We start from the raw sequence: 26258 nt of genomic DNA on the forward strand, positions 1-26258 counted from the left end.
CGACCGCGCGCGTCGCGGGTCTTCCAGATGCCCCACCGGGAGGAGGCGAGCGTGGAGTCCTTCACAGACGGCACGTTGCCCTCGGACGATGTCGTCGTCGCGGCCCTGCGCGCCGGAGACGAGGCGATGTTCACGGCGCTGCTGGACACCTGGTCGCGGGGGATGCTGTGGCTGGCCCGCGCGCACGTGTCCACCAACGACTCGGCGGAGGAGGTCGTGCAGGACACCTGGCTGGCGGTGATCCGGGGCATCGAGGGCTTCGAGGGCCGCTCGTCGGTCAAGACCTGGGTCTACCGGATCCTGGTCAACACGGCCAGGAGGCGAGGCGTGCGCGAGAACCGCACGGTGCCCTGGAGCAGCGCCTTCGAGCCGGAGAGGCAGACTGTCGACCGCTCGTGTTTCCAGGGGGCGGACGACCCCTTTCCAGGACATTGGAAGGATTTTCCCGCCGCCTGGCCGACCCCGGAGAGCGAGGTGCTCGCCGCCGAGGTACGCGGCCGGATCGCCGCCGCCCTGGCCGAGCTGCCGATCAGGCAGCGCATCGTGATCACGCTCCGCGACGTCGAGGGATGCACCTCCGAGGAGGTCTGCGAGATCCTGGCGATCTCCGCCGCCAACCAGCGCGTCCTGCTGCACCGCGCCCGCACCGCGGTGCGCGGGCGCCTGGAGGATTACTTCGAGACGGCGAGACGGCCGGCGTAGCGCGGACGGCGCGACAGGTCCGGTTGTCGGGACGGTGAGGTGGTCAGGATTGTGAAGCGGTTCAGCTGCGAGGAGGCGGTGGAACTCGTCACCGCCTTCCTGGAGGGCGCGCTCGACGAGCCCACCCGGTACCGGTTCGAGGAGCACCTGGGCGGCTGCGAGGGCTGCGAGCGCTATCTCGGCCAGCTCCGCGCCACCGTCGAGGCCCTCGGCCGCCTCCGGACCGCCGAGACCGCCGAGACCCCCCAGGCCGCCGAAAGCACCGAGACCACCGGCGCCACCCCCGGCCCGGCGCGGCCGGGAGGCCTGCCGGAGAGCACGCGCGACCGGCTGCTGGCCGCCTTCCGCGACCGGCGGCGCACCTGAGCCGCCGAAGACCCCACCGCCTCCCCGTCGCGGGGACGCCCCGCCGTCCCCCGCGCCCTCTGTAACGCCTGAGCGCCTCCCGGCTCTATAAATCCATACATACCTTGATATATCAGGCGAAAGGGGATGGGGATGACCGGTCTGGCGACCGAGGACACACTGATCCGGAACGCCTCGGATGTGGAGACCTTCGCGCGACGCTGCTTCCTCGGCTCCCCCGGAGACCGGGTGGGGATCGAACTGGAGTTCCTGGTCTTCGACCGCATGGACCCCGCCCGCCAGGTCCCGCTGGCCAGGATCGCCGACGCCCTGCCTGCACTGCCCGGCGGGAGCCTGGTGACCTTCGAACCGGGAGGCCAGCTGGAACTCTCGGGGCCGCCCGGCTCGCTACCGGGCGCGATCGCCCTTCTCTCCGCCGACGTGAACGCGGTGCGCCGGGCACTGCGGGACGCCGGCCTGGCGCTGGGCGGGGTGGGCCTCGACCCGCTGCGGCCGGCCAGGCGGCAGCTGCGCCTGCCCAGGTACGAGGTGATGGCGCGGTTCCTCGGCACGCCGTACGGGTCGCTGATGATGTGCTCGACGGCGTCGATCCAGGTCAACCTGGACCTGGGCGACAGGCCCGCGACGCGATGGGAACGCGCCCACCTGCTGGGGCCCGTCCTCGTGGCCGCCTTCGCGAACTCGCCGCTCAGCGAGGGCCGGCCGTGCGGGTGGATGTCGGGGCGCCAGGCGGTGTGGGAGCGGCTGGACCGCACGCGGACGGCCGCCGTCCCGGCGGGCGGCGACCCCGGTGCCGCGTGGGCGGAGTACCTGCTCGACGCCCGTCTCATGGCCACCCGCGACACCACCGGGAACGGGGACGGCGCGGAGTCCTACCGTCCGGTCCTCGACGGCTCGACCTTCCGCGACCGGCTGGCCCGGCCGGAACACCCGCCGACCCTGGCGGACCTGAGCTACCACGCCACGACGCTCTTCCCGCCCGTACGGCCGCGCGGCTGGCTGGAGATCCGCTATCTCGACGCCCAGCACCCGGCGCGCTGGCCGGTGTGCGCGGCGGTGACCCACGCCCTGGTGACCGACGACCGCGCGGCCGACGCGGCGCTGGCCGCGGCCGGGCCGTGCGCGGGGATGTGGTCGCGGGCGGCGCGCCACGGCCTGGCGGATCCCCGGCTGCGGAGGGCCGCCGACGCCTGTTTCCGTGCCGCCCTCGCGGCGCTGCCCCGGCTGGGGGCGACCCCGGCCCTGGTCTGCGAGGTGGCCGCGTTCGCCGACCGCCACGTGACACGCGGCCGGACCCCGGCCGCCGACCTGCTGGATCTGGTGAGAGGACCGGAAGGGCGCCTGCCGGACTGGCTGGCCGAGGAAGGACGGATCTGAGTTCTTCCCGGAACCGGCCCGGAAGGGTCCAGGACCGGTTCGAGACCGGATCGGGAGCTCGGGTCGGAAGAGCCGGGGTCTCCACGCTGGAGGTATCTGATGAGCGACTTCAAGGAACGGATCGCCGCCGAGCTGACCGCCGCGCGGAACCGCTCCATGGCCTACACCGACGCCGAGGACGACCTGCTGGTCAGGCAGCACTCGCCGCTGATGTCACCGCTGGTGTGGGATCTGGCCCACGTGGGCAACTACGAGGAGCTGTGGGTGCTGCGGCAGGTCGGCGGGATCACCCCGCTCCGCCCGGAGATCGACGACCTGTACGACGCGTTCAAGCACCCGCGCGCGGACCGCCCGTCCCTGCCCATCCTGGAACCGGTGGAGGCGCGCCACTACATCGAGGGCGTGCGCGGCCGGGTGCTGGACGTCCTGGACACGGTCGACCTGCACGACCCCGACCCCCTGCGGCGGTACGGCTTCGTCTTCGGCCTGGTGATCCAGCACGAGCACCAGCACGACGAGACGATGCTCGCCACCCTGCAGCTGTCGGGGCGGCCTGGCCTGGTCCGCGACGGCGACCTGCCGCCCGGCGGACCGCCGGGCTCCGACGAGGTGTTCGTCCCCGCGGGCCCCTTCATGATGGGCACCGACACCCAGCCGTGGGCCTACGACAACGAGCGCCCCGCCCACCGGCTCGACCTGCCCGGCTACTGGATCGACAGGCTGCCCGTCGGCAACCGCGCCTACGCGGACTTCATCGAGGACGGCGGCTACGACGACCCCCGCTGGTGGGCCCCGGACGGCCTGCGCTGGCTGCAGCGGAGCCGCGCCTCCGCCCCGCTGTTCTGGACCCGGGACGGCGACACGTGGTGGCGTACCCGTTTCGGCAGGACCGAGCCCGTGCCCATGGACGAACCCGTACAGCACGTGTGCTGGTACGAGGCCGACGCCTACGCCCGGTGGGCGGGAAGGCGGCTGCCCACCGAGGCCGAGTGGGAGAAGGCCTGCGGCTGGGACGCCGAGGCCGGGCGGGCGCGCACGTATCCCTGGGGTGAGGACACCCCGGGGCCCGGCATGGCGAACCTCGGGCACAGGGCGGCGCGGCCCGCGCCGCTCGGCGCCTTCCCCGCGGGGGCGGGCCCCTACGGCGCCGAACAGATGATCGGGGACGTGTGGGAGTGGACCGGTTCGTGGTTCCTGCCGCACCCCGGCTTCCGCAGCTTCCCCTACCGCGAGTACAGCGAGGTGTTCTTCGGCTCCCGGTACCGGGTGCTGCGCGGCGGGTCCTGGGCGTCCGACCCGTCCGTGGTCCGCACCACGTTCAGGAACTGGGACCGCCCGGCCCGCAGGCAGATCTTCTCCGGCTTCCGGTGCGCCCGCTCGGCCTCCCCCGAGCACTCCCCCGGACACTCCGCGCGGCGCTCCCCGGAACGCCCCGCGGAGCGCGGGTAGATGTGCCGCCACGCGTCCTGGCTGGGCGCTCCCCGTACCCTCTCCTCGCTGATCCACGAGCCGATCCACGGCCTGCTCCGGCAGTCCCACTCCCCGCGCCTGCAGCGCCACGGCACGATCAACGCCGACGGCTTCGGCATGGGCTGGTACGACGCCGCCCGCGCGGAACCGGTCCGCTACCGCCGGACGATCCCCGCCTGGACGGACGCCAACCTGGCGGGCCTCGCGGGGACGGCCCGCTCCGGCTGCCTGCTGGCCGCCGTACGGTCGGCCAGCGCCGGGATGCCGATCGAGGAGACCGCGACCGCGCCCTTCACCGACGGGACGTGGCTGCTCAGCCACAACGGCCGCGTCGCGCGGGAGGCGGTCAGGGAGCTCGCCGACGACGCGGAGAGCTCCTGCGACTCCGCGTGGCTCGCCGCCGCGGTGTTCGCCCGGCGGCGGGCGGGCGATCCGCTCGGCGAGGCCCTGTCGGAGGTCGTCACCCGCGCCGGGCTGAAGGATCCCCGCGCCCGCCTGAACCTGCTCGCCTGCGACGGGATGTCGATCGCCGCGACCGCCTGGGGCGACACGCTCTTCCTCCGCCTCGACGGCCACCCGCGCGACGGCGTGCTCGTGGCGAGCGAGCCGCTGGACGACCGGCCCGGCTGGCTGGCCGTGCCGGACCACACCCTGGTCCTCGCCTCACCCGACGGGGTGCGCGTCCAGCCCCTGTGACCGGGCGGGGCGAGACCGCGGGAAAGCACAGCACCCGGCCACGGACCGGCGAGCGGGATCGTGGCCCACACACCCAGGAGGCCCCGTGTCCGTCAGCCAGTCAGCCATCCGCCTGGTCAACCATCTCGGCCGCGACCATCTTCGCCAGGCACTCGAACACGACGTCCGCGCCGGGCTGACGTCGACGCCGAAGTGGCTACCGCCCAAGTGGTTCTACGACGAGGCGGGCAGCGAGCTGTTCTCCCGCATCACCCGGCTGCCCGAGTACTATCCCACCCGCCGCGAGCTGGACATCCTGCGCAGGGAGGCCCTCGACATCGCCGTGCGCGCCGGTGCGGACACCCTGGTCGAGCTCGGTTCCGGGACCAGCGAGAAGACCGTCCTGCTGCTGGACGCCCTCGCCGCGACGGGGACGCTGCGCGCCTACACACCGGTGGACGTCGACGCGGCCACCCTGGGCGAGGCCGCGCATCGGCTCGCCTCCCGATACCGGGGCCTGACCGTGCGCGCGATCTGCGCCGACTTCGAGGCGCACCTGGCCCTGCTGCCCCGTACGGGACGGCGGATGGTGGCCTTCCTCGGCGGGACCGTCGGCAACCTGACCCCGGCGGCGCGCGAGGTGTTCCTGAAGGAGCTGCGCGCCACGCTCCGCCCCGGCGACACCTTCCTGCTCGGCGCGGACCTGGTCAAGGACACCGACCGGCTGGTCGCGGCGTACGACGACGTGAGCGGGGTGACCGCCGCCTTCAACCGGAACGTCCTGCACGTGATCAACAGGGAGCTGGACGCCGACTTCGAGCCGGACGCCTTCGACCATGTCGCGCTGTACGACGCGCGGCACGAGTGGATCGAGATGCGGCTGCGCGCGAGCCGCGCCATGCGCGTGCGGATCGGCGACCTCGGCCTGCGGGTCTCCTACGCGGCCGGAGAGGAGATGCGGACCGAGATCAGCGCCAAGTTCCGCCCCGAAGGACTGCGGCGGGAGCTCCTCACGGCCGGTTTCGGGATGATCCGCCAGTACACCGACCCGACCGGCGACTTCACCCTCGTCCTGGCCCACCCATGACCGCCACGCCGCGCCCGTGCCGCCAATCCGTTCCGCCCCTCCCCGGAGGCCGGACGGCGGAGCATTCACCTGTCCAGGGTGTTCTCGTGCCTGCCACCCTGAATGCCAACGGGCGCCAGGCCCTTGGCGCTGAGAATGATCATAAGTTCACAGCACTCCTCGACTCCGTGCTCTATCGGGCGCCGCATAACACCTCTAGGTGAGAAGCACCTGGTCGAGGACGTGATCGCCGATGGCCGCCATGCCGGGGTTGTCGGCCGAGTAGGCGGCCAGAGCGGTGCCCATGGCAAGGGCCCAGCCCTGTGCTCGCTTCCAGGTCACCTCGTCGGCGTCCACGCGTGATCGGAAGACCTCGCGCGCGTTCTCGTCGAACACCAGCCACGCGGCGGCCAGATCGGTGGCGGGATCGCCGCTGGTGAGATCGCCGAAGTCCAAGACAGCCGCCAGCCCTTCCCCGTCGAGCAGGAGGTTTCCCGGATGCGGGTCGCCGTGGAGCCAGAGCGCGGGGCCCTGCCAGGGCGGGAGGACTGCCAGTTTCTCCCAGAGGGGGAGGAGCTCAGCCGATCGGGGAATGGACCGCAGGCGTTGCCGTACCGCTTCGTCGCGGGCGGCGAGCGGGACACCGCGAACGGGGTTACGCGGTGCGTCAGGCGGTGCGGGCCGGTGGAGGCCCGCCATGAAGTCGGCCAGCGGGACGGCGATGCCGGAGCGGTCGGACGGCGGCACATCGGCGACCATGCGGCCCTCGAACCAGGGCGCGATCGTCCACGGCCACGGGTAGCCCTCGCCGGGCACGCCGACCCTGACGGGTACGGGCAGCGCGACCTCGACGTACTCGGCCAGAACCGGCAGCCAGCGTTGCTCGTTGACGATGAGATCGACGGCGACCCGGCGGCGCGGCAGTCGTACGGACAGGTCCGTCCCCAGGCGGTAGATGACGTTGTCCCAGCCGTTGGCGACGAGGGTGAGCGGGCCCACCAGGTCCGGGTACTGCGCGCGGATCAGGCGGTCAACAAGGCCGTCGTCGATGTTGGTTTCCGCCGCCGGGGTGTTCATGGCGCAACGATAGTGCGGCATGGCCTTGGCATCGGCGAGCACGACCACCAGAAGATCGACAAGACCGACGCGGAGATCCTGTTCAAGCTCCAGCGGAGCCGGTAGGCGGCCCGGCGCTCCCCGTCGGAACGCGCCGACTTTCCGCTCTGCTCAGTCCGTCATGCCCACCACGGCGGTGTGGTGGCCGAGGTGGGCGGTGGCATCCAGATCCGTGGCCACCGCGGTGAGCTTCGCCCGGATGGCGGAGATCGCGTCCTCGCCCAGCGCCAACCGCAGCGGAGGCTCCGGCAGATCGAGTGCGGCCAGGACCGCGCGAGCGGCCTTGTCCGGGTCTCCCGGCTGGTTGCCGTGAGAAGCCGTCAACGCGGCCCGTGCCGGGCCCACCGTGCCCTCGTATCCGGAGATCGGCGGGCTCAGGCGTAGCGCCGATCCGGCGAACCCGGTCCGGAAGGCTCCCGGCTCGACAATGACGACGTTGATCCCCAGTGGCCCGACCTCGGCCGCGAGCGCCTCGCTGGCCTGTTCCAAAGCCCCCTTGGCCGCGCAGTAGGCGCCGGCGCCGGCGAAAGACAGCAGGCCGCCCATGCTACTGACCTGGATGATCACCCCACTGCGCCGCTCGCGCATCTGCCGCAGCACCAACCGGGTCAGCCGCAGCGGAGCGTGGAACATCACCTCGAACGCATCGCGGACCTCCTCCTCCGTGGTCTCCTCGATCGCGCCGACGATCCCGTAGCCGGCGTTGTTGACCAGCACGTCGATACGGCCGGTGTCCTCGACCGCGCCCCGGCAGGCGGCGGCGTCGCGCACGTCCAGTTCGACGACCGTCACCCGGCCCGGGTGCTCGGCGGCCACCTCGTCCATGCTCCGCGGCCGGCGGACGGCGGCGACCACCACGTCGCCGGCCGCGAGCGCGGCCCGGGTGAAGGCGGCTCCAAGGCCACTGTTGGCGCCGGTGATCAACCATCGGCGAGGGCTCGGGACGGTGCTCACTGGAGATCCCTTCTCGGTTCGCCTCTGGCCGGATGCCCGAGGCGCTGTGATCACGATGCCCCCGCCGCCGTTACCGCGGTATGGCCCAAAGGTGGAAAATCAACTCATGGCAGACGCGCTCGACGGACCGCTTCCCGTTCCCCGCTCGTTGCCGGCCGGCGAACCGATGGCGGTCGCCGACTATCGGCGTCTGGTCGGCGTGCTGGAGGCGGTCGACCGGACAGCGGACCTACGGGTGTTCCAGGAACGGCTGGTGCGGGCCCTGCGGAGCTGGTTCGGCTACGCCGGGATCGCGGTACTGCACGGCGGCACCCTGCGGGAGGCCATAGAAAGCGGCTGCGGTGTCCAGGGGGGGTTATTCTCCGCGCTTCCTGGCCGACTACACCGCCCGCTGGGTGGACGCCGACCCGTTCCGCACCGAGCGGGCTCGCCGGCTGCTGACGGCCGCCGATGTGGTCACCTTGGACGAGGTGGCACCGGATCGGGAGTACGCAGAGCGGTTCCTGAGGTCGTATGGGATCACCGGCAAGGTCGCCACGATGATCGACGGCGGACCGGCCGGGGTACTCTACGTCGGCATGGCGATGCGCGACACCCCGCACGTGCCCGCCCGCGACCTGGCGGTGCTGCGGGCGCTGCGGCGCCACCTCACCCCGCTGGCCGTCGAGCAGCTCACGCGTCACCGCGAGCAGATGGCCTCCCGCGCCGACTGGCGACTGACGCCCCGGGAGTGGGAGGTCGCCCGGCTCGCCGCTCAGGGCTTGACCAACCGGGGGATCGCCGACCGCCTGTTCGTCGGGGTCGATACCGTCAAGAAGCACCTCAGCCGGGTCCTGGACGAGACCGGCTGCGCCAGCCGCGTCGAGCTCGCCGCTCGCTGGCGGCAGTGGGAACATCCCAGTGGAGCGAGGAACGGCACCGCGACGGCCGACATCTATTCCGGGTGAGCCACTGACGCCTCCTTCGCGCAAGCATGGCACGGAAGAAAGGGCCGGGTGATTCCGAACGACCTCGGGCGCCGCCGTCCGGGCTTACTCTGCCTTGCGCAGGTCAACGCCCTGGGCGTTGGCAAGGTCTACACGGAGCGGACCACCGGCGCGGCCTCGCGTCCGCGTTGGCGACGTCGCGATCCGCTGGCGCGGCACCCCGGCCAGGTCGGCAGCACCGGGCGCCTACGCCGTGCCCGGACCGTCAGGCGGCGCTCGGCCGCCTGCGCTCCCGACGCTGTCGTGTCCCGGTGAGGGTCAGAACGCGGACCCCGGCTCCGGGACGGTGATCCTCCGGAAGAGCGGGCGCGGTTCGGGAAGCCCGCCGTCCCTGGCCGTGAACTGCCGGGCGATGCGGTCGGCGGTGCCGGGCAGGAAGGGCGCCAGGTGCTCGCCCAGCGTCTCGCACGCCCGGACGAGCGCGGCGAGGACGGCGTCGAGCCTGGACGCGGCGCCGGAGTCGCCGTCGCGTTCGGCCCCGGCCAGTTCCCAAGGCCGGGCGTGGTTCACGTAGCGGTTGGCCTCGTCGACGACGGCCCAGACCGCCGCCGTGGCCCGGCGGAACTCGAAGTCGTCCAGGGCCGAGCGAATGAGACCGGGTGCCTGGCGGCAGGCCGTCTGGAGATCTTCCCCTCCCGGCGCGCCGATCCCGGCCTCCGTCCGGGGAACGTGCCCGTCGCGGTAGCGGTGGACCATGACGACGACCCGGTTGACGAGGTTGCCCAGCCCGTTGGCGAGTTCGTCGTTGGCGCGGGCGACGAGCCGGTCGATCGTGAAGTCGGCGTCCCCGACGCGGGGCACCTCGCGAAGCAGCCACCAGCGGACGGCGTCGGTGCCGTACTCCCCGGCCAGGGCGGCCGGATCGACCGTGACCCCGCCGGACTTGCTGATCTTTCGGCCACCGGCGGTGAGGTAGTCGTGCACCACTATGTCCGTGGGCAACGGCTGCCCGGCCGACAGCAGCATCGCCGGCCAGTAGACGGCGTGGAAGCGCAGCACCCCCTTGCCGACCAGGTGGACACGGCGGTCGGCGCCGGTCCACCAGCGGTGGTAGTTCTCACCGCCGATGCCGTAGTCCAGGGCCGTGACGTAGTTGCCGAGCGCGTCCCACCACACGTAGACGACCTGGCCGGGGTCGCCGGGAACGGGGATCCCCCACCCACGGGCGCGGGCGGTCGACCGGGAGATCGAGAAGTCCTCCAGGCCACCGGCGATGAAGCCGAGGACCTCGTTGCGGCGTTCGGCGGGCTCGACTCTCAGGCGCCCGCCGGAGACGAGGTCGTGGAGCCGGTCGGCGTAGCGTGAGAGGCGGAAGAACCAGTTCTCCTCGGCGACCCGCTGCGGCTCGACGCCGTGTTCCGGGCAGCGTCCGCCGGTGAGCTCGGCCGGGGTGTAGAACTGCTCGCAGCCGACGCAGTAAAGACCCTCGTAGTGCTTGCGGTAGAGGTCACCGGCATCGGCGCAGGCCCGCCAGAGCCGCTCCACCCCGACCCGGTGGCGGGGGTCGCGGCTGGTGCGGATGACGTCGTCGACCGCGAGCGCCAGCGGCTCGCGCAGCGCGACGAACGCCTCGGCGTTACGGTCGACGAACTCCTGGACAGGGACACCGGCCGCCTCGGCGGCCAGCACGTTCTTCAGCGAGTTGTCGTCGGTGCCGGTCTGGAACCGCACCCGGTCACCCCGCGCACGGCGGAACCGGGCGAGCACGTCGGCCTGCACGAGCTCCAGCGCGAATCCCAGGTGGGGACGGGCGTTGACGTACGGAATGGTGGTGGTGACGTAGATGTGCGGTGTGGTCATCGGAACCTCCGGGAGAACAGGGGCTCCGACCGGAGAAAACGCGTCGAGGCCCCGTGACAGGGCCTCGGAAACGATCGTCCGTGCGGCGTCAGCGGCCCCGTGAGCGGGGCATCATCACCTGACAGGCGGACGCGTTCATGCGGTCAGGCTAACATCCGCCACCCGGCACGAGCAGGCGGTTTTACCGCGGACCGGTGATTGAACGAGCGCCAAGCCAGGCACCTCGGGTCGAGGACCCTCGCGGTGCCGATCCTGAGAATGTCGGTCGGGTACGCCATGCTCGGCCGCACGTGTCCCCCACTTCTCGTCGAGGAGTCTCGTGGTTGCCACTGAAGAGGCCGGATGGTTCGGTGTCGGCTGGAAGGACTGGAGGGACCTCGCGCTGATCCGAGCCCGGCTCGACGCCGGTGCCGACCCTGACGCCGTCGTGCACTATCACGAATGGCCATTGCACGCCGCGGCCCAATGCGGCGAGCGAGAACCAGGGGAGCATCGCCCGCTGTCGCAGGGCGAAACATCCGTGTTTCCGGGTTTCCTAGAAGAAGTTCGATGAAGGGAACGGGGGCGGAGAAGGTCCCGGCAGGCGGAGAGAGGGAAGAAGGACGCCGCGGTCGCATGGGGTGGGCCGCACGGCGTCGGCTCTGCTGCCTGCCGGGACGGTGAAGAGCACGACGAGGCGGCAGTGACGCTCTCCAGCACCCTCCAGGCCGGAGGACACCGCCCCGTCGCGCCCGCCTATCGACCGGCGTAGTCGGCCAGCACCTGGGCCGCGCCCGCCACGTCGTTGATCGGGTGGCGTTTTTCAGCCGACTGCCAGGAGTAGAAGGCGCCGCCGTAACCGACGAACACCCACACCGGCAGGCCCACCTGAGGACGGGGAATCATCAGCGCGGTGTCGTTGTCACGCAGTTCGGTCCGCACACCGAGGCGCAGGAGCGCCTCCCGCAGAAGGGTGAGGGCGAGGGCGTCGCTGTGCCGCTGTCGCTCGTAGAGGCGAGTCGCGGCGGCCTGCATGATCGAGTTCAACTCGCACCCCTTTCGACCTGGCCGGTCGCGAGGCAGTCGAGCCATTCCCGTTCGGGATCATCACTGCCGCATCGACGAGAAGGGCGGGCGCGAACCGCGCGGCCTGGTTCGACGTCTCCGCCACACAGGGCAGGAACGTGGCTCGCCGGTCTCCTCCGGAGGGTCACCATTGCCATCTCCTCGAATTCATCCGCGCCTCCTGCGACGGAAAGCGGGCTGACGTACTGTGGTTGCTCGATGACAAGTCCACCGCCGAGCCGAGAACTACAGGACCCCCAAACGAACCCCTGAATTCCCCCTCTTGAGCCCCCAGCCGGGAGGAAGGCCCTAGATGTCCGAAAACATTCCCAACGTTCAACTCCGGGCGTGGCGTAATGAGCACCGCTTGACACGCGCAGAACTGGCCGACCGGATTAAAGCAACACCAATTGGCATCAAAGAGCACCTGGCGTGCGATGAGGAACGCATCCGGCGCTGGGAGGCCGGAGAGGTTCGATGGCCCCATTCGCCCTACCGGATCGCCATCACTCAACTAACCGGACTCCAGCCGGAAGACCTGGGATTCCGTCCGAACAGACGCGGAGTCGGCCAGCTCATCGAGACCACCAGCATCATTCCCATAAACGCGTTGCGGGCCGAGGCCGATCTGTACGGGACCATGGAGCTCACCCAGAAACTCCAGGCGTCCGACGCCGGAACCGGCACGCTCGAAGCACTCGCCGAAGCCGCCGATCTCCTCTGCCGCGCCTATCCGATCGTTTCGGCCGCCATGTTGCGCGACCGGACCCAGAAGCGCCTCGCCCAGGTAAACGGCCTGCTCGGCAGACGGATCACCCTCGCCCAGCACCGCGAACTCCTCGTCATCACCGGATGGCTGACAGCCTTGCTCGGGTGCGTTCACTACGACCTGGGAGAGCGAGAGGAGGCCGAGACCGCCCGCTGCGCCGCCTACGAGATGGGCCGCCAGGTCGGACACGGCGAACTCATGGGCTGGGCTTATGAGATGTCGGCGTGGTTCGCCCTGGTCGAAGGTCGCTACGAAGACGTCGTCACTGCGGCCCGCACGGGCCAAGCCGTCGCCGGTCACTCCAGCGCCCAGGTTCAACTCACCCTGCAAGAGGCCCGCGGACTGGCCCGAATCGGCGACCGCCGCGAAGCAGACAAGGCCCTCACCCGAGGAGCCGACACCCTCGCCAAGCTCCCACTCCCCGGCAACCCCGACCACCACTTCGTGTTCGACCACGCCAAGTGGGTCTTCTACGCCGCCACCGCCTACACCTGGCTCGGCGACGACGAGCGCGCCGAGGAACACGCACTTGAGACAATTCAGATGCACACGCGCCCTGACGGCACATCCAATGCCCCCATGCGTGTCGCCAACGCCCACATCGACCTCGGCATCATCCATGCCCGACGCGGAAATCTTGATGCTTCGGTCGAACAGGGCATGGCCGCATTCGACATCGATCGCCGTTCCCTCACGGATCTTGTCAGCCGGGCGGGAGATCTCGATCGTGTCCTGCGTCAGCGTTACCGACGCGAAGCCTTGGCCGAAGAGTTTCATGAGCGTTGTTCAACCGCTCGCCGAGCCCTCACCAAAAGACATCCCGAGCTTCTCGATTAGTTCGAAGCGGTCCTGCGCCTGCTCGGTGACCGTGACCGCTCGGATTCGTTCGCACCGGTATTGGTGAAACAGATCGGCTTCTGAGGCGATTGCCAAGGATGTATTCGTCGCCGCAGAGCCGTGACATCCTCGTCACAGCCCCGATCGGCGTCCGCCGCGAAGCCCGTGAATACGCCGCGTCCCTGGGAGTGATCGCGTGACCGAGTCCGGCAAGGTCCTCTACGTCATCGTGTGCGCGGCCGGTGCCGCCCGAGACGTCGGCCGTCTCGTCGCTCTCGCCCAGGACGGGGGCTGGATCGTCCAGGTCGTCGCGACCCCGTCCGCGCTGGATTTCGTCGACGTCCCCGCCTTGGAGAGGCAGACCGGCCGCCCTGTCCGCAGCCGGTACCGCAGGCCGGACGAGCCCAAGCCCCCGAGAGCCGACGCGATCATCCTCGCCCCCGCCACATACAACACCGTCAACAAGTTCGCCCAGGGCATCGCCGACACCTACGCCCTCGGCCTCCTCGCCGAAGCCCCCGGACTCGGCATCCCCGTGGTCGTCCTGCCCTTCGTCAACAGCGCCTTCGCCTCACGTACGCCGTTCCAGCGAAGCGTCGAAAGCTTAAGAGCCGAAGGTGTCCCCGTCCTGCTCGGCCCCGGTCAGTTCGAACCGCACGCCGCCGGGAGCGGAGACGAAAACCTGGAGACCTACCCCTGGGCTCTCGCTCTCGAAGAAGTCGAGAGACACCGTCACTAGCAGGCACAAGCCCGGCATCGACCACTCCTGGCAGGCCGAGGAGGACTCCACCGTGCTGACCGTCCGCCGGCCATCGGCGGCCGGCGCCTGAAAGCGCTGGTCGAGTCTCTCGATCCGTGGCCTCCGGCGATGACAGACAACAGGGGGCGTCGGCGGTCACGGGCCGGGGACGTTGGCGCTTCGGTACCGTCGAAGGCCTGCGGCTCCGGGCAGCGCCTGCCGGTGCCGGAGCCGTCGCCAGGCTGTGGCAGGCGCACCCACAATCCGGGACCTGTTCGCACTTAAGCATCTTTTGCAACCTTCCATCTCATCGAAGCGTCTAGAAGGTGAAAGCGGGGGAACGCGCCACGGGGACTGACAGGTGCGTGAGCCCGGAAGCAGGCGAGAAGGGGATCCCTACGGGTGCGTGCACTGGCAGGCAAGGGAAAAACGGCCGTTTACCAGCTTTTCAAAGCCCGCAACCGAAGGCGCGAACGGACCGCGCCACCCCCGTCCACGCACCGGATCAGCATCCTGATCCTGCACGCGTACGGCATGGGCGGCACCATTAGAACGGTCTTCAACCTGGCCGGGTACCTGGCCTCGACCGGGCACGACGTGGAGATCGTCTCCATCCTCAAGGAGGCGGAGGAGCCGTTCTTCCCCGTCGACCCGAGGGTGAGGTTCCGCTTCCTCGACGACAGGCTGGTCCCGCGGACCGGCCTGCGCGGCCGGCTGTCGAAGATGCCGAGCAGGCTCATCCCGCCGCAGGAGGCCGCCTACCACCGCTTCAACGTGTGGACCGACCTGCGACTGGCCCGATGGATCCGCTCGGTCGACACCGGCGTCATCATGGCCACCAGACCCGGGCTCAACCTGGCCCTGGCCCAGCTGGCCCCACCGGGCGTCATCACCATCGGCCAGGAGCACGTGGGCCTGCGGGGACAGCCGCAGGAGATGCAGGAGCTCGCCAAGCGTCGCTACCGCAACTTCGACGCGCTGGTCACCCTCACCAAGGCCGACACGCGCGACTACCGCGAGACGCTGCGGCGCAAGCCCAGGAAGCTGGTCAGGATCCCCAACGCCGTGCCACCCATGACCGGCGAGATCTCCAAGCTGGAGAACAAGGTCGTGGTCGCCGTCGGCCGCATGACCAGGCTCAAGGGCTTCCACCGCCTGATCACCGCGTGGGAGACCGTGGCCGCTGCCCACCCCGACTGGACCCTGCGCGTCTTCGGCGCGGGACCGCAGGAGGACAACCTGCGCGCCCAGATCGCCGAGGCGGGGCTGCAGGGCAAGGTCGAGCTGCCGGGCCCCACCGCCGACGTCGGCGCCGAGTTGGAGAAGGCCTCGATCTTCGCGCTCAGCTCCCGCCACGAGGGTTTCCCCATGACGATCCTGGAGGCGATGGCCAAGGGACTGGCGATCGTCAGCTTCAACAGCCCGCACGGCCCCAAGGAAATGATCACCAACGAGGTCGACGGGCTGCTGGTCAAGCCCCGCACCAACGCCAACCTCGCCGCCGCCCTCATCCGCGTCATCGAGGACGAGGAGCTGCGTCACCGGCTGGCCGAGGGTGCCCTGGCGACCGCCGCCACCTACGACGTGAGGTCCGTCGGCGCCAAGTGGGACGCCCTTCTGGAGGAGCTGCTGGCCCGCCGCAACGGCACCTACGTCAAGCCTGCGCCTGCCGTACCGCCCCCTATCGGGGAGCCGACGCCCGAGACGGTCTCCCCAGAGGTCCTTCCTGGATGATCGCCTTGAGGTTGACCACCCACATGACATCGCCCGTGCCTCTCGCAAGGAGCGTTCGCCCACCATCGGCGTGGCTCTGGGCCGAGGCGTCCGCCGAACCCGGCGGGTCGAAGGCGACGCTCACTCCAGTGGCGGGTCGAACAGGCGCCGCCCCTCGTCCAGGACGGCGAACAGGCGCGATGCACCACCCACGCGGGGTGCGGGGATTCTCGCGGAGCACTCACCTGTCTAGGGTGTTCTCGTGTCCGCCACACTGAATGCCAAGAAAACCCGCACCGCGCTGCGCACGTCGGCGCGCGTCTCCCTGGAGATGCTGCTCGTCGTGCTGATGACCGCGGTGGGCCTGTGGATCCTGGGCCGGATGTGGTCTGTCATCTGGCCGCTCGTGATCGCCCTGCTCCTCACCACGCTGACCTGGCCCGTGACCCGCTTCCTGCGCCGGCACGGCTGGCATCCCACCCTGGCCGCCTCGGTCGTGACCGTGCTCTTCCTCCTGGTCGCCGCCGGCATCATAGTGCTGATCGCCGTCCCGGTGGCGTCCCAGGCCGGCGACCTGGCCACCGGCGTGAGCAACGGCATCCAGCACCTGCGCGGCTGGGCGGCCGGGCCGCCGCTCAACATCGGCGACGACCAGGTCAGCACCGCGTTCGACACCGCGGCCAACCGCATCCAGTCCAGCGTCGGCAGCATCGTCACCGCCGCCGTCACCGGAGTGGGCACCGTGGTCAACGGCCTGGTCACCACCGTCCTGGCGCTCTTCCTCATGTTCTTCTTCCTCAAGGACGGCCCGCGCTTCCTGCCCTGGCTGACCCGCCAGCTACCCGGCCGCCTCGCCACGGACGTGCCGGCCGTGGCCGCACGCGGCTGGGACACCCTCGGCTCGTTCGTACGCTCCCAGGCCTTCGTGGGCCTGCTCGACGCGGTCTTCATCGGTCTTGGCCTGTGGATCGTGGGCGTGCCGCTGGTTCTCCCCCTGGCCGTCCTGACCTTCGTCTCGGCGTTCGTCCCCATCATCGGCGCCCTGTTCGCCGGCTTCGTCGCGGTCCTCATCGCGCTGGTGTCCAACGGCCCGACGGACGCGCTGATCGTGCTCGCCATCATCGTCGCCGTGCAACAGCTCGAGGGGAACGTGTTCCAGCCCATGGTGCAGAGCCGCGGCCTCGGCCTGCACGCGGCGGTGATCCTGCTGGCGGTGACGCTGGGCGGCAGCCTGGCGGGCATCGTGGGCAGCCTGCTCGCCGTACCGGTCGCCGCCCTGATCGCCGTGCTGTGGAACTACCTCCGCGAACAACTCAGCGACCCGCCCCAAGAGCCGGACACCGACGAGCCAAAGACCGACGAGCCAAAGACCGATGAGCCAAAGACCGATGAGCCGGACACCGGCGCATCCGTCCCCGTACAGAAGCCCGCCTGACGCACGGGCCGAACGCCTGCGGACGGGCCGCGCGCGGGCGGACACGATGTCCGGGACGCGGTACCCGGCCTGGTCCCGGCAGCCGCGGCGCCGACGCCCACTCGCGGCCCGCCCACCTCGTTTTTCGTACGGTCCAACCGTCACGGTTCTTCGTGCCCAAGGGTGTAGGGGCCTGAGCCGACCTCGGCGAACACCCGATAGCGGTATCGTCCCGGCGTGCCGAAGTAGGTGATCTGCTCGTAGGAGTCCAGATGTTCGGAGGCGGCGACGGCGATCCAGGCCCTGCCGTTCCACTTCTCCAGGTAGAGGTCGCGGTCGCGGCTCGGGTCGTCGGACAGGCAGGCGGAATAGGTGCCGGTGACGGTCGTCACGAAGCCTCGGTCCTGTGGCCAGTAGGCGGACCGCCGGCTCTTCAGCGTGCCGGTGAAGACGCGCGGATAGCTGGTACACGTGCCCGGACCCGGCAGGGAGAGCTCCTCGACGGTGAGGTTCAGGCCGTAGGCCGTGAGAATTTCGAGGATCGGCTGGAAATAGGTGACCCCGCCCGAGGCACAGTCGCCGGAGCCGCCGGAGGTGATCCCCTGAGCCTGCTCGAGGGAGATGAAGGATCCGCCCGAATCGCCGGGTTCGGCGCAGACGGTGGTGCGGGTCAGGCCGTAGACGGTGCCCCGGGGGTAGGTGACGCTGGCGCCGCGCTGTGCGATGGTGCCGCAGTGCCAGCCGGAGCCGGAACCGGAGTGGCAGACCGAGGAACCCTCGACGGCGGCCCTGAAGCCGCGGACCTGCACGGTGCCACCGCTGTCGTTGCCCACCAGTGGCCGGGGGTTCCAGTCGTCGTTGACCTTGACCCAGGAGAAGTCCTGGCCGGGGAAGGTCGAGGCTTGGACGGTGCCCTGGGGGCGTCGGTTGTAGCCGACGGTGGCGCTGCCGGGTGTGCCGCAGTGCCCGGCGCTGATGAATCCTTTCTGGGTGTCTTTGGTCACTGAGAATCCGACCGAGCAGCGGGTCGTGGCGCCGACGTAGTAGGCCTGGCCGCCCACCAGGTCGGTCTCCGTGTGGGCTTTCCGGTGGGCGCGCAGCAGCCGGGGGCGCTCGGTCGAGGCGATCACCTGCACCGCGTCCGGGTCGACCTTGGCGGTCTTGACGGCCGCCTGAGCCGCCTTGGGATTCTCCGTCAGGATGACGACCTTGTTGACCCGCACGCCGACGTAGCGCACGCTCGCGGTGGTGCCGCGCTCTCTGATCAGGGCCGCGTCCACCGCTGCCCTGATCGCTCTGAGCTCGATCAGCGACCGGCCGACCAGCAGTGGCCGGGCGCCCAGCTCGGCGATCTGGGAGACGTCGGTGGAATCGGTGGTGGCCACCACCAGGGTCTGCGCGACGTCTCCGGCGAACCAGGAGCCGCCGAAGTGGTCGCCGACCCATCCGCGCAGGTTCGTCTCGATCGGGGTCAGGCGGGCCTCGTTGAGCAGGCGCGTCCTGGCTTCCTCCTCGGTGAGGCCGATGTCGCGTGCGATGGCCTCCAGCATGCCCGGCGGGGGTTTCCCGGCGAGGTCGGTAAGGTCGGCGGCCGGAGTGCCGGGGGCCCGTGCCGTCGGGCGGGTGGCGACCGCCGGGGCGGCTGTCAGGGCAAGAGCGGTGATCGCCAGGACACATCCCGGGACGATGACATGTCTACGGGCCATGACTCTCTCCTTGACCTCGACCTTTCAGGCATGAGGGGGAGAGCACTCCGCGTTACCGTCGAACATGTGGTGCCGGGCATCGCCACCCTAGTGCAGCCGTCGCCGTCAAGGTCGTCAACACGCCTGCCGAAATGTGCGGCCGGGTCGGGCCGGGGCGCTCCGCCGTGATCGCTCGCGGCGGAGCGCCCCGGCCCGACCGGACACCCCTTTCTCCTGCGGGGGCGCCTGTCAACGGGGATGGGCTCGCCCGGCACTGCCCCGGCCGAGAACGATCTCTGCGTGGCGTACGGCTTCAGAGACGTTGGCCGATAACGGTTGCGTTAAAGTGGCGGTGCTCGTATCCCGTGCCCGACGATGCGACACGATCTCCCCCTCATGCCTGAAAGGTCGAGGTCAAGGAGAGAGTCATGGCCCGTAGACATGTCATCGTCCCGGGATGTGTCCTGGCGATCACCGCTCTTGCCCTGACAGCCGCTCCAGCGGTCGCCACCCATGTCCTGACAGCCGCCCCGGCGGTCGCCACCCGCCCGGCGGCACGGGCCTCCGGCGTTCCGGGCGCCGATCTCGCCGGGAAACCCCCGCCGGGCATGCTGGAGGCCATCGCACGCGACATCGGCCTCACCGAGGAGGAAGCCCAGACGCGCCTGCTCAACGAGGCCCGCCTGACCCCGATCGAGACGAGCCTGCGCAGACGGATCGGCGACCACTTCGGCGGCTCCTGGTTCGTGCCGCCCCGCGCGCAGACCCTGATCGTGGCCACCACCGATCCCGCCGACGTCTCCCAGATCGCCGCGCTGGGCGCCCAGCCACAGGTGGTCAGCCGGTCACTCGCCGACCTGAAGGAGGTGAAGGAGAAACTCAGCCAGAACCTACCCATCTTGGCGAAACTGAGCAGCGTGCGCTACGTCGGCGTGCGGGTCAACAAGGTCGTCATCCTGACGGAGAATCCCAAGGCGGCTCAGGCGGCCGTCAAGACCGCCAAGGTCGACCCGGACGCGGTGCAGGTGATCGCCTCGACCGAGCGCCCCCGGCTGCTGCGCGCCCACCGGAAAGCCCACACGGAGACCGACCTGGTGGGCGGCCAGGCCTACTACGTCGGCGCCACGACCCGCTGCTCGGTCGGATTCTCAGTGACCAAAGACACCCAGAAAGGATTCATCAGCGCCGGGCACTGCGGCACACCCGGCAGCGCCACCGTCGGCTACAACCGACGCCCCCAGGGCACCGTCCAAGCCTCGACCTTCCCCGGCCAGGACTTCTCCTGGGTCAAGGTCAACGACGACTGGAACCCCCGGCCACTGGTGGGCAACGACAGCGGTGGCACCGTGCACGTCTACGGAGCCAAAAAGGCCATCCCAGGCGCTTCGGCCTGCCTGTCCGGATCCGGCGCCGTCATCAACTGGCGCTGTGGCACCATCCAGCAGCACGACGCCGACATCACCTACCCCCAGGGCGTCGTCAAGCATCTGATCCGCACCAGCGCCTGCGGCATCCCCGGCAACTCCGGCGGCTCCCTCATCTCCATCAACCAGGCCCAGGGAGTCATCTCCGGAGGTTCCGGTGACTGCGACCTGGCCGGATTCACCTACATCCAGCCGATCCACGAGATCCTGTCCGCCTACGACCTGACCCTGATGGTCAATGACGTGGAACCCATCGCGACCGCGGGCACCTGCCAGGCTTACCGCACCATCATCAACGGCACGCTGAAAAGCCCCCAGTTCGCCTACCAGCCCCGCAACCGGTACTACCATACGGCCGTCAACGCCGACCACTACGGCTGCCTGGAAAGCAACCCCGGCAGTGACTTCGACCTCTACCTGCAAAAGCAGAGCGGTTCCGACTGGGTCACCGTCGCCTCCGCCGAAAGCTCCAACCCCTTCGAAGAGCTCAGATACAAGGGCACACCCGGCGACTACCGTTACCTGGTGCTCGCTTCCAGCGGGACCGGCCCCTACACCCTGGGCTACACGGAGGTGAAGCAGTCCGGGTCCGGTGGCGGCTCGCCCCCTTGACCCTCGCCCTCCCGAGCTTCGTGGGCGTGCGGTACGCACGGTCACCGAGACCCGTCCGAACCACCCGGCCGGGTGGGCCGCGACGAAGGCGGCGAAGCCACGGATCGGGAACCTCCACCGACCCCGGATCCCCCCGAGATCGTCATGTCCGCCGAAGGTCCGGATGTCGTCTCACCCGCCAGGGGTCCCGCCGCCGGGACACGGATCCGTCTCGGAATCCCTACCGCGCGGCGCGTGGTTTTCGCGGCCTTGAACGGCAACCGCTGAATTAAGGTGGTGGCGTTACCCACATCGCATGATCAACCTGTGATGCGTGGCGTCCTCCCCTCACGCCCGGGAAGCCGAGGTCGAGGAGAAAGATCCATGTCCTACAGACGTGCCGTTACCACGGGATGCATCCTGGCGGTCACCGCCATCACCCTGACAGCCACCACAGTCGCCGCCAAGCCGCAGGTGCAGAGCCCCCGAGCCGCTCCGTCCGGCTGGAAACCGCCGCCCGACATGCTCTCCGCACTCCAGCGCGACCTCCAACTCACCAGCGAGCAGGCCCAGATCCGCCTGCTCAACGAGGCCCGCCTGGCACCGATCGAGGCGAGACTCCGCAGCCGGATCGGCGGGGATTTCGGCGGCTCCTGGTTCACCGGAACCGTCGCGCAGACCCTGGTGGTGGCTACCACCGACCCCTCCGACATTCCTCAGATCATCGCCGCGGGCGCCCAGGGCGAGCTCGTCAAGCGGTCGTTCTCCGAGCTCGACACGATCATGAACCGTACCGACATCAAGCTGCCCAACCATGTGCACGGGGGGAACGTGCGCTTCATCGACGTCAGGAACAACAGGGTCGTCGTCCTCACACCCGTTCCCCTGCAGACCGAGGATCTCATCCAGGCCTCGGATTTAGACGCCAGCGCCGTGCGCGCGGTGGAGTCCGCCGAGCGACCCCGGCTCCTCGGCGACATACGAGGTGGTGACGCCTACTACGTCGGTCCCACGAGTCGTTGTTCGGTCGGTTTCTCAGTGACCAGCGGGACTCAGCAGGGTTTTGTCAGTGCCGGTCACTGCGGAAAGGCGGGTGACGCCACGACCGGCGCCAACCGGGCCAATCAGGGCGTTTTCCAGGGGGCGAGCTTTCCGCTCAACGACTACTCCTGGGTCGCGGTGAGCGCGGACTGGACGCTCAAGCCGGTGGTGAACAACGCCAGTGGCGGAACCGTGAGTGTCGCGGGCTCCAGGGAGGCCATCGAGGGTGCCTCGGTCTGCCGGTCCGGCTCCACCACCGACTGGCACTGCGGCATCATCCGGCAGCGCAACGCCAGCGTCACCTATGCCCGGGGCACGGTCTTCGAACTGACCCGTACCAGCGTCTGCGCCGAACCGGGCGACTCGGGCGGGTCCTTCATCGCCGTGGACCAGGCGCAGGGCGTCACCTCCGGCGGTTCGGGCGACTGCGACGCCGGCGGTGTCACCTACTTCCAGCCGATCGGCGAGATCCTCACCACCTATGATCTGACCCTGGTGACCGACAACGGCGCCATCCCGCCGGAGCCCGGCGTCTGCGCCGCCCAGCCGAAGCAGGTCATCGGCACCCTCGCCGCCGGTCAGAAGGCCTACCAGCCGAACGGCCGCTACTACCGAACGACCGTCGCCGGCTCTCACATCGGCTGCCTGGACGCCGACGACGGCGTCGACTTCGACCTCCACCTCCAAAGGTGGGAGAACCGAACCTGGACCACCGTCATGACCTCCGAGGGCCCGAATCCGGACGAGAGGATCGACTACATCGGCCCAGCCGGTTTCTACCGCTTCCAGGTGGTCTCCTCAAACGGCTCCAGTTCCTACAAACTGGGGTACAAGTCACCGTAACCCGATCTCACTCCATCTCCCCGCCTCTTCGCCTCCCTCCACCGCGCCGGGCCGGGTGTCCGGTGGCGCCCACCGCGACGCCGCCTGGCGCACGGCGCCCGGCCGGTGACATGGTCCTGCCGGGGTACGGCGCCGTGGCGGGCGCCGTACCCCGGCCGGGGTCGGGGATCAGGAGTTGGTGACGGTGAGGTCGTCGATGTAGGCGGTGAAGGCGCCGGCGGTGCCGCTGCGGTCGTAGCCGACGAGGATCTTGTCGATGGTCTTGCCGTTCAGCGCGGAGCCGAAGTCGCTCTGGATCCGCGTCCACGAGCCGACCGTGCCCTTGGCCGTGCCCGGGTGCATGTCGGCGCCGGTGGTCGTGGTGGCGGAACTGTCGCGGAGCGTGGTGCCGTCCGTCATCGCGAAGTCCACCGCGACGTTGCGGCCGCCCGCGTCCTTCGGCAGGAAGGAGTACTGCAGCTTGGTCGCGGCGGTCACCGGGATGTTCACGTCGAACACCTGGAAGTAGGCGTGCGAGGCCGCGGTGGAGGCGGCGCTGCCCCGGATGCGCAGGGCGGACGAGCCGATCTGGTTGTCCTCGCCGGTCGCGATCGCGAGCGACTGTCCGGTGACGTTGGTGGTGCCGCCGCCGCCCGGTGTGTTCGTCCACGTCGGCTGGGCGTCGGTCCCCTGCTCCACGCTGGTGCGGAAGAAGACCGGACCGGCGCTGAGCGGGATGGGCACCGTGGTCACCAGCGGGTCGAGACCGGTGATCATGCGGGTGGCCCTGCCCGCCAGGCGCAGGTAGAAGTCCGACGACACGTACTTGCCGTCGGCGCTGTTGGTCAGGAAGTACTGGTTGGTCGGCACCTGCGAGGAGTCCTCGGCGCCCGGCGCGAGGGCCGTGCCCTCGTCGTACTCGTCGAACATCGCGATGAACGCCTGCGGCACCCCCGCCCGGCGCACGCTGGTGGCCTGCTCCCACATGAAGTCGCCGGACCGGCGCGGGATCATGTTGCGCGCGCCGCCGTTCCAGTTGGACCAGGCGAAGCCCGGGTAGATGACCGGCTGGTACGCCTGGCCGGTCGCGTTCAGCGCGTCACGGTCGCCCGTGAGCAGGCCGTTCGTGTCGCCGACGTACCCCACCATCCACGGCGAGATCATGTCGAACGCCCGGTACACCGGGGCGAACCCGGGCTTGCTGCCCCCGCCCGTGCGCCACTCACGCGGCACGCCGCCGATGACGTACAGGCCGCGGTCCTTGAACCAGCGCACGATGCGCTCGGCCTGGGCGGCCGTGCCGGGCCGGTCGGGGAAGCCGAAGCCCCAGATCTCGACCACGGGCTTGCCGTTCTCCCTGGCGTACGCCGGAGAGTCGGTGAGGTGGAGCTGACCTGTGACCACGTCGGTCCAGTCCCGGGTGAGGACCTGCTCCACGTTGGCGTCGGTCAGGCCGCTGACGTCGTACTCGACGTAGAACCCGCGCCCGTACTTCTCGGCGGCGTCCCTCGCCCTGGAGGTGATCGTGTTGCGGACCTGGGCGTTGGCCGAGCCGGGGGTGGCGACGTCGCTGCCGAAGCGCTGGATCGCGGCGCCGTCGATGCCGTGCTGGCTCATCCACTGGAAGTGCTGGTCGACCACGGCCGTCGGATAGGAGGAGAAGAGCGTCGCGGGCTGGCCGTCGCCGAGCGCCGCGTACCCGGTCTGGTACCTGGCCGAGGCGGGGTACTTGCTCATGTCCGGGTAGAGCTCGAAGGTCTGGTTGCCCGGTGACGGCTGCGTCCCGCGGGACCAGTGCCGCCAGTTGTTGAGCGGCGAGCCGTCGCCCGCGGCGTTGAACCACCCCTGGTAGCCCGCGTAGACCTTGTTCTTCACGGTGGGGGGTGCGGCGGCCTGGGCGCCGAGGGCCGGGGTCGTGGCCGACCAGCTCAGGGCGGTCGCGAGGAGGGAGACGGCCAGCGCCGCTCTCATTAGGGGTTTGTGACGATTGTTCACGATTGGCCTTTGATGGGGGGTGAGGTAGGTTACGGATATGTAAATCCATTGGATTGACTATGTCAATCCACGGCGAAACCCCGTCATCGTCCCCAGTAAAGTTCCCGCGTCGCCGGCGGGTACGGTCACACGGCGTCCGGGTGCGCCGTTCGCGTCCGTGAGCCCAGGCTGGGCGTGAACACCTCGTGGAACACGCTGGACGCGGCCCCCACCGCCGCCGCGGCCCGGTTGAGGTGCGACTGGGCGACCTCCACCTCGCGCAGGTGCCTGGCCATCGGGAACCCGTTGACGGCGGCGGCGATCTGCCGGTGGTAGATGTCGGCCACGGTGGGCAGGACGGCGGGCCCGCCGATGATGAGCAGCTCGACGTCCAGCAGGTCGATGAGCCCGGCGGCGCCCAGGCCGATCACGCGGGCCACCTCCTCGATCACCGTGACCGCCCGCAGGTCGCCGCCCGCCGCGGCCGCGCAGACCCACTCGTAGGCGGCGTCACCCGGTGGGATCACCATGCCCGCGGCCCTGGCACGCTCCACCACCGTGGAGGTCGGGGCGCACTCGGGGACGAGTTTGGGGCCGCCCTCCGGGGTGAGCCAGCCGGTCGCGATCGCGCACAGCTGGCCGACCTCGCCCGCGTTGCCCGTGCGTCCCCGGTAGACGTCGCCGTTGAGGAAGGCGCCGCTGCCGACACCGGCGCCCAGGTAGAGGTAGACGAAGTCGTCGGCGCGGTCGGCCGCGCCCAGCCAGCGCTCGCCGATCGCCGCCGCCGTGGAGTCCTTCTCGACGACGACGGTGACGTCCAGCCGGGTGGCCAGCTCGGCCTTGAGCTCCACGTGCTTCCAGTCCCGGAACAGCGGCGGATCGAGCAGCAGCCCGGCGCGGCTGTCGAGCGGGCCCGGCACGGCGACCCCCACCCCCAGCAGGGCCTCGGAGGCGGGGCGGGCGGCCTCGGCCGACTCCAGTGCCAGGCGGGTCATCTGCGCCAGGCACCACTGCGGGTCGGGCTGTTCGGGCAGGAGCAGGTGCCGCTGGTCGAGCAGGTCGCCGCACAGGTCGACGGCGACCACGGTGATCATCTTCGGGTCGAGGTGGACGCCGATGGCCGAGCCCGCGTCGGGACGCAGCCGCAGTGGCACCCGCGGCTTGCCCGCGCCCCCCAGCCGGCGGGCGTCCTCGGTCAGCAGGCCCGAGGTCAGCAGGTTACGGGTGATCCGCGACACCGCCTGCGGCGTGAGGCCGGTGCGCTCGGCGATCTCCACCCTGCTCGTGGACACGGCCTGCCGGATGCTCTCGATCACCAGCTTCTCGTTGTAGGAGCCGAGGGCGAGCTGGTTGAAGGCACGAGGCGCCGGGCGCGCCCCGGTCTGCGGCCCGAACCGGCCTCCCCCACCCTCCCGCCGGCCCAGCAGCGGCTCGGCCTGGGCCGGGCGCCCGGCCCGCGAGCGGCGCTCGGGACCGCCTCCGAGGGGCTGCCGCGCACCCGGACCGCTCACGCCGGAAGCGGGCGCCCCGCCCGGCGCGCCACGGGTGGGACGCCACCCCGCGTCGCGGGCGAGGGGCGGACGTGACGGCGCGCTCCACGGTGAGGTGGACGGGCTCTCCGAATCCGCCGCCCGCACCGGCTCGCGTTCCCCGTCCACTTCACCCATGCACTCATCCAACACCCTCCCCGCGC

General features: G+C 70.3%; 21 protein-coding genes. 14 read left to right on the forward strand and 7 right to left on the reverse strand.

Going from position 1 to position 26258, the window contains the following annotated elements:
- Positions 1-51: 51 nt before the first annotated feature.
- The 6 genes from OG587_RS35725 (at position 52) to egtD (ending at position 5677) form a co-directional block, all read left to right on the forward strand.
- Positions 52-702, forward strand: a complete 651-nt coding sequence (locus OG587_RS35725; RefSeq protein WP_329083204.1) for an RNA polymerase sigma factor — start codon at positions 52-54, stop codon at positions 700-702.
- A 51-nt stretch (positions 703-753) separates the two neighbouring features.
- Positions 754-1068: a zf-HC2 domain-containing protein gene (locus OG587_RS35730; RefSeq protein ID WP_329083205.1), complete on the forward strand. Its 315-nt coding sequence runs from the start codon at positions 754-756 to the stop codon at positions 1066-1068.
- 132 nt (positions 1069-1200) lie between these two features.
- Positions 1201-2445, forward strand: coding sequence for an ergothioneine biosynthesis glutamate--cysteine ligase EgtA (gene egtA / locus OG587_RS35735; RefSeq protein ID WP_329083206.1), 1245 nt, complete (start codon positions 1201-1203; stop codon positions 2443-2445).
- Positions 2446-2544: 99 nt separating this feature from the next.
- Positions 2545-3894, forward strand: a complete 1350-nt coding sequence (gene egtB, locus OG587_RS35740) for an ergothioneine biosynthesis protein EgtB (RefSeq protein ID WP_329083207.1) — start codon at positions 2545-2547, stop codon at positions 3892-3894.
- The gene (gene egtC / locus OG587_RS35745; protein WP_329083208.1) at positions 3895-4611 is read left to right on the forward strand and encodes an ergothioneine biosynthesis protein EgtC; all 717 of its coding nucleotides are present in this window, start codon (positions 3895-3897) and stop codon (positions 4609-4611) included.
- Positions 4612-4696: 85 nt separating this feature from the next.
- Positions 4697-5677, forward strand: coding sequence for an L-histidine N(alpha)-methyltransferase (gene egtD / locus OG587_RS35750; protein WP_329083209.1), 981 nt, complete (start codon positions 4697-4699; stop codon positions 5675-5677).
- Positions 5678-5872: 195 nt separating this feature from the next.
- Here egtD and OG587_RS35755 read toward each other — a convergent pair whose 3' ends face one another.
- Together OG587_RS35755 and OG587_RS35760 are read right to left on the reverse strand one after the other, a co-directional pair.
- The gene (locus OG587_RS35755) at positions 5873-6733 is read right to left on the reverse strand and encodes an aminoglycoside phosphotransferase family protein (RefSeq protein WP_329083210.1); all 861 of its coding nucleotides are present in this window, start codon (positions 6731-6733) and stop codon (positions 5873-5875) included.
- A 150-nt stretch (positions 6734-6883) separates the two neighbouring features.
- Positions 6884-7726: an SDR family NAD(P)-dependent oxidoreductase gene (locus tag OG587_RS35760; protein ID WP_329083211.1), complete on the reverse strand. Its 843-nt coding sequence runs from the start codon at positions 7724-7726 to the stop codon at positions 6884-6886.
- Positions 7727-8067: 341 nt separating this feature from the next.
- Here OG587_RS35760 and OG587_RS35765 point away from each other — a divergent pair, with 341 nt between their 5' ends.
- The gene (locus tag OG587_RS35765) at positions 8068-8673 is read left to right on the forward strand and encodes a helix-turn-helix transcriptional regulator (protein ID WP_329083212.1); all 606 of its coding nucleotides are present in this window, start codon (positions 8068-8070) and stop codon (positions 8671-8673) included.
- A gap of 297 nt (positions 8674-8970) precedes the next feature.
- Here OG587_RS35765 and OG587_RS35770 read toward each other — a convergent pair whose 3' ends face one another.
- Positions 8971-10512: a methionine--tRNA ligase gene (locus OG587_RS35770; protein ID WP_329083213.1), complete on the reverse strand. Its 1542-nt coding sequence runs from the start codon at positions 10510-10512 to the stop codon at positions 8971-8973.
- Between the two features lie 319 nt (positions 10513-10831).
- Between OG587_RS35770 and OG587_RS35775 the strand changes: the two genes are divergently transcribed.
- Positions 10832-11065: a hypothetical protein gene (locus OG587_RS35775; protein WP_329083214.1), complete on the forward strand. Its 234-nt coding sequence runs from the start codon at positions 10832-10834 to the stop codon at positions 11063-11065.
- A 182-nt stretch (positions 11066-11247) separates the two neighbouring features.
- Here OG587_RS35775 and OG587_RS35780 read toward each other — a convergent pair whose 3' ends face one another.
- On the reverse strand, positions 11248-11538 hold the full coding sequence (locus OG587_RS35780) for a hypothetical protein (RefSeq protein ID WP_329083215.1): 291 nt from the start codon (positions 11536-11538) through the stop codon (positions 11248-11250).
- A gap of 331 nt (positions 11539-11869) precedes the next feature.
- Between OG587_RS35780 and OG587_RS35785 the strand changes: the two genes are divergently transcribed.
- The 4 genes from OG587_RS35785 to OG587_RS35800 all read left to right on the forward strand — a co-directional run bounded on the left by OG587_RS35785 (position 11870) and on the right by OG587_RS35800 (position 17049).
- A complete protein-coding gene (locus OG587_RS35785; RefSeq protein WP_329083216.1) occupies positions 11870-13162 on the forward strand; it encodes a hypothetical protein in 1293 nt (430 codons plus the stop codon).
- A 196-nt stretch (positions 13163-13358) separates the two neighbouring features.
- Entirely contained in the window at positions 13359-13901 is a 543-nt protein-coding gene (locus tag OG587_RS35790; RefSeq protein ID WP_329083217.1) for a flavoprotein, read from the forward strand.
- 402 nt (positions 13902-14303) lie between these two features.
- Positions 14304-15635, forward strand: coding sequence for a glycosyltransferase family 4 protein (locus tag OG587_RS35795; protein ID WP_329083218.1), 1332 nt, complete (start codon positions 14304-14306; stop codon positions 15633-15635).
- A gap of 241 nt (positions 15636-15876) precedes the next feature.
- A complete protein-coding gene (locus OG587_RS35800; protein WP_329083219.1) occupies positions 15877-17049 on the forward strand; it encodes an AI-2E family transporter in 1173 nt (390 codons plus the stop codon).
- A 140-nt stretch (positions 17050-17189) separates the two neighbouring features.
- Here OG587_RS35800 and OG587_RS35805 read toward each other — a convergent pair whose 3' ends face one another.
- Positions 17190-18734, reverse strand: coding sequence for a S1 family peptidase (locus tag OG587_RS35805; protein WP_329083220.1), 1545 nt, complete (start codon positions 18732-18734; stop codon positions 17190-17192).
- Between the two features lie 407 nt (positions 18735-19141).
- Between OG587_RS35805 and OG587_RS35810 the strand changes: the two genes are divergently transcribed.
- Complete coding sequence (locus OG587_RS35810; RefSeq protein ID WP_329083221.1) at positions 19142-20749, forward strand: S1 family peptidase; 1608 nt, start codon at positions 19142-19144, stop codon at positions 20747-20749.
- A gap of 363 nt (positions 20750-21112) precedes the next feature.
- On the forward strand, positions 21113-22612 hold the full coding sequence (locus tag OG587_RS35815; protein WP_329083222.1) for a S1 family peptidase: 1500 nt from the start codon (positions 21113-21115) through the stop codon (positions 22610-22612).
- A 168-nt stretch (positions 22613-22780) separates the two neighbouring features.
- Here OG587_RS35815 and OG587_RS35820 read toward each other — a convergent pair whose 3' ends face one another.
- Both OG587_RS35820 and OG587_RS35825 read right to left on the reverse strand, forming a co-directional pair.
- On the reverse strand, positions 22781-24562 hold the full coding sequence (locus tag OG587_RS35820) for a glycoside hydrolase family 71/99-like protein (protein WP_329083223.1): 1782 nt from the start codon (positions 24560-24562) through the stop codon (positions 22781-22783).
- Positions 24563-24711: 149 nt separating this feature from the next.
- Positions 24712-26232 carry an ROK family transcriptional regulator gene (locus tag OG587_RS35825; RefSeq protein WP_329083224.1) on the reverse strand — a complete coding sequence of 507 codons (1521 nt, stop codon included), beginning with the start codon at positions 26230-26232 and terminating at the stop codon, positions 24712-24714.
- Positions 26233-26258 lie beyond the last annotated feature (26 nt).

The sequence above is a fragment of the Streptosporangium sp. NBC_01469 genome, assembly GCF_036227305.1.
Classification (GTDB): Bacteria; Actinomycetota; Actinomycetes; order Streptosporangiales; family Streptosporangiaceae; genus Streptosporangium.

What these genes read in the sequence shown, in the direction of transcription:
- egtA (WP_329083206.1), top strand. Translation starts at nt 1,201, where the DNA reads ATGACCGGTCTGGCGACCGAGGACACACTGATCCGGAACGCCTCGGAT.
- OG587_RS35770 (WP_329083213.1), bottom strand. Translation starts at nt 10,512, where the DNA reads ATGACCACACCGCACATCTACGTCACCACCACCATTCCGTACGTCAAC.
- egtC (WP_329083208.1), top strand. Translation starts at nt 3,895, where the DNA reads ATGTGCCGCCACGCGTCCTGGCTGGGCGCTCCCCGTACCCTCTCCTCG.
- OG587_RS35805 (WP_329083220.1), bottom strand. Translation starts at nt 18,734, where the DNA reads ATGGCCCGTAGACATGTCATCGTCCCGGGATGTGTCCTGGCGATCACC.
- OG587_RS35785 (WP_329083216.1), top strand. Translation starts at nt 11,870, where the DNA reads ATGTCCGAAAACATTCCCAACGTTCAACTCCGGGCGTGGCGTAATGAG.
- OG587_RS35755 (WP_329083210.1), bottom strand. Translation starts at nt 6,733, where the DNA reads ATGAACACCCCGGCGGCGGAAACCAACATCGACGACGGCCTTGTTGAC.
- OG587_RS35820 (WP_329083223.1), bottom strand. Translation starts at nt 24,562, where the DNA reads ATGAGAGCGGCGCTGGCCGTCTCCCTCCTCGCGACCGCCCTGAGCTGG.
- OG587_RS35810 (WP_329083221.1), top strand. Translation starts at nt 19,142, where the DNA reads ATGGCCCGTAGACATGTCATCGTCCCGGGATGTGTCCTGGCGATCACC.
- OG587_RS35825 (WP_329083224.1), bottom strand. Translation starts at nt 26,232, where the DNA reads ATGGGTGAAGTGGACGGGGAACGCGAGCCGGTGCGGGCGGCGGATTCG.
- OG587_RS35815 (WP_329083222.1), top strand. Translation starts at nt 21,113, where the DNA reads ATGTCCTACAGACGTGCCGTTACCACGGGATGCATCCTGGCGGTCACC.
- egtB (WP_329083207.1), top strand. Translation starts at nt 2,545, where the DNA reads ATGAGCGACTTCAAGGAACGGATCGCCGCCGAGCTGACCGCCGCGCGG.